This is a genomic window from Candidatus Stoquefichus massiliensis AP9, from assembly GCF_000455285.1.
Classification (GTDB): Bacteria; Bacillota_I; Bacilli_A; order Erysipelotrichales; family Coprobacillaceae; genus Stoquefichus; species Stoquefichus massiliensis.
This window is the reverse complement of record NZ_HG005294.1, coordinates 103,582-106,591: the sequence shown is the minus strand read 5'-3', so window position 1 is coordinate 106,591 and position 3,010 is coordinate 103,582. Positions and strand designations below refer to the sequence as shown.

Annotated in this window: 4 protein-coding genes; all 4 read left to right on the top strand. The window is 28.0% G+C overall.

What is annotated here, in order from left to right:
* Positions 1-428 (top strand): RloB family protein (locus BN350_RS15840; RefSeq protein ID WP_028044461.1); only part of this gene is annotated, 428 nt, incomplete at its 5' end.
* Positions 429-443: 15 nt separating this feature from the next.
* Positions 444-1,238 carry a macro domain-containing protein gene (locus BN350_RS19585; RefSeq protein ID WP_049945597.1) on the top strand — a complete coding sequence of 265 codons (795 nt, stop codon included), beginning with the start codon at positions 444-446 and terminating at the stop codon, positions 1,236-1,238.
* A gap of 98 nt (positions 1,239-1,336) precedes the next feature.
* Positions 1,337-1,888 (top strand): TIR domain-containing protein, encoded by a 552-nt coding sequence (locus BN350_RS15830; RefSeq protein WP_044600397.1) that lies wholly within the window; start codon positions 1,337-1,339, stop codon positions 1,886-1,888.
* Between the two features lie 432 nt (positions 1,889-2,320).
* Positions 2,321-3,010: AAA family ATPase (locus BN350_RS21080; RefSeq protein WP_044600396.1), on the top strand; the 690-nt coding region annotated here is incomplete at its 3' end.

The following is a 3,010-nucleotide window of genomic DNA, read 5'->3' as shown; positions in this document are numbered from 1 at the left end:
GAGCATCTCTATATCCTCAATACAGTGAACCTTGGATTGTTTTTGATCGTGATCAGGTAAAAGATTTTGATGGTATCATAAAGAATGCTGAACAGAGTGGAATTCACGCTGGTTGGTCAAATCCGTGTCTTGAAATTTGGTTGTATGCTTATTTTGGTAGCATGCCTAATATTCAAGATTCCGTTAGCTGTTGTAATAGATTTGCGGTTGAGTATGAAAGAAGAACTGGTCAAAAATATGACAAAGCAGAAAAAGACTTGTATAAGAAATTATGCGAATTTGGAAACGAAGAAAATTCTATAAAAATTGCTCAACAGAAAAGAAAGCAGTGTGTTGAAAATGGTTTAACAGTACCTTCTGAAATGATTCCTTGTACAATGTTGGATGAATTAATAAATGTAATCAAAACGAAGTTAGACAATAATTAGAGAGGAGATTATGCTTTGGAAAAATTTAATCAATTTAAGAGTATTGAACTTTGGAAAGATGCTATAGCAATTGGATTTGGTTTATTCGGTATTATATCAGCTATAATGGGAATTTTAGGCTTTTCTTTTACTGGATTGTTTAAAGACATTAAACTAAGTATTATTTTGACAGTGATAGCTATTTTATGTTCATATATAATAGCAGTATTATTTCTATGGTGGAATACACGAGATAAAATTACTTTGAAAATAAGAGGTATAAAAATCACAGTATGTCAAGGTGACATATTAAAACAGAATGGATGGAAAGTAATAGGTGTTGATGATGCTTTTACTGTAACAGAGGATGATGCAATAATTACACACTCTTCTCTTCATGGGAAATTAATTAAACAAGTTAAAGAAAATAATGAATTAGAAGCGTTTAAAGAATTCATTGCAAAAAACCAGTGTAAGATATCACAGGGTGATATTTTACCATATAAAGATTTCATGCTATTTGCTTTGACGCATTTAAACGAAGATAATGAGGCACATGTAAATAATTTAAATTATGAGCCCCTTATACGCAAAATGTGGCAAGGTGTTGGGCGTATATATTCTGGAAAACCTGTTTATTTACCAATATTAGGGGATGGAATAACTCGATTTGATGGCGTATCTGAAAAACCATCTCCTTCTCAATTATTAAAATGTATGCTATGTACGTTGAAGACTAGTAATGTTCAGATAAAATCACACATAACTATTTTAATTTATGATAGAATAAACGAAATTAATCTTTACGATATAAAGAAGTTTATAAATTAAATAATCACTGTTCAACATACATACCATGTGTAAATGATATAGACAAATTTATATGATGTTATTAAGATTCAGAAAAAATGATAAAATGGAGGATGAATATGAATCGTACAGGAAATTATAGCGCATTTTATGTAAAGGAACCGTTTAGAGAAACAAATCTTGGAGCTAATATAGCCCATGATTTTTGTTATTATAATACTTTAAAAATGTGGAAAGCAAAAGATTCCACTTTTCCTTTCGTTGACTCACACAATAAAAATTATAATGTTCGTGATAGTAGCAGTTGGGAGACTCTATGTAGTCGTCTTAGAGAACGGTTACGAGCATCCAAGAATATTGTTTTATTTTTAAGTTCAAATACGATTGAAAGTAAAGCACTTAAAGAGGAACTTGAATATGGTATGAATACATTGGGGTTACCAGTTATAGTAATTTACCCAGAATATAAAGAGAAAACTGATATTGCTAGCAATGGGGAAATAAGGCAAAATATAAAAAAACTATGGAATAAAGTTCCTGCATTTAAAAAATATATGAAAAATGTTGCAACTATACATATCCCTATGAATCAAAAATTGATTATATCTGTACTTAAGAACCCAGATGTTATGATTAATACAATGGAAAAGGGGACCTTCATTTATAAATAGATTAATGTTTTAGGAGAAATCTATGTATAAATTTGTGTGATTTAATAAAAAGAATGAAGTTTTTTGCATTCTATAAATGTGGATATATAATTTATCATGTTGATTTAGCAATGACAAAAAGTTTATTATAATTGCAAATCTAGAGATTGTTAGAATTTATCTTTGAGATACAGAGGAATGCATTAAAAATATATAATGAGAATTGTAGAATATTAATACTAGATAGAGTATTCTAAAAAAATATTTCTAATTTGTAAAAAAGTGGATCGTATAGTATTGATGTTATAGTGGTAGAAATCGTAAATACTGTAATTAATGCAATATTTAAATATTGCAAAAAGCTAATATAGTATATGTAATAATAATTATATGTCAAAAATATAGTATAAATGATAGCCTAAAATGTATGGAAGGCAGAACAAAGGAGTTAATATGCAGAGTTTATATATTTCAAGAGTAAAAATAAAAAATTTCAGAAATTTTAAAAAAATTGAGGTTAATTTAGGTCATAAAGAGGTAATTATTGGCGAAAATAATGTTGGAAAAACAAATTTCTTAAGAGCACTACAGCTTATTTTAGATCCATCATTGTCAGATGAAGACAGAATGTTAGATGAATCTGATTTTAATGATACATTAGTAAATCCAATGGAAAACAATGAAGAAATTCAGATAGATATCTTTATTAGTAATTATAAAGATAACAAAACAATTCTTACTGTTTTAGACGGTGCCACTGTAAAAAATGATAATGGAGAGGAAGAATTGCAAATTACATATAAATTTTTCCCACATATAGATGACAACGGAAATAAAGAATATGAGTTTAATATTTATAAAGCCAATGATGAATCTAGAAGATTTGAAGCTTATGAAAGAAAATACTTAAATCTTAAGGTTATTAAAGCTTTGAGGGATGTAGAAGGAGAAATGAAAAACTCTAGAACATCTCCTATAAGAAAAATGTTGGATGAATATTCAATTAAGAAAGATGAATTGAAACGTATTGCAGATGAATATGAAAAGAGTAGTAAAGAAATCTTGAATTTGGATGAGCTTATAGATCTTACAAATAATATAAACAAACGATTTAGTTCAATACTAGGCAATAACAATTTTGAT

Bases quoted from the DNA above. Each gene is read 5' to 3' on its own strand.
- BN350_RS15830 (WP_044600397.1), top strand. From the start codon at position 1,337: ATGAATCGTACAGGAAATTATAGCGCATTTTATGTAAAGGAACCGTTT.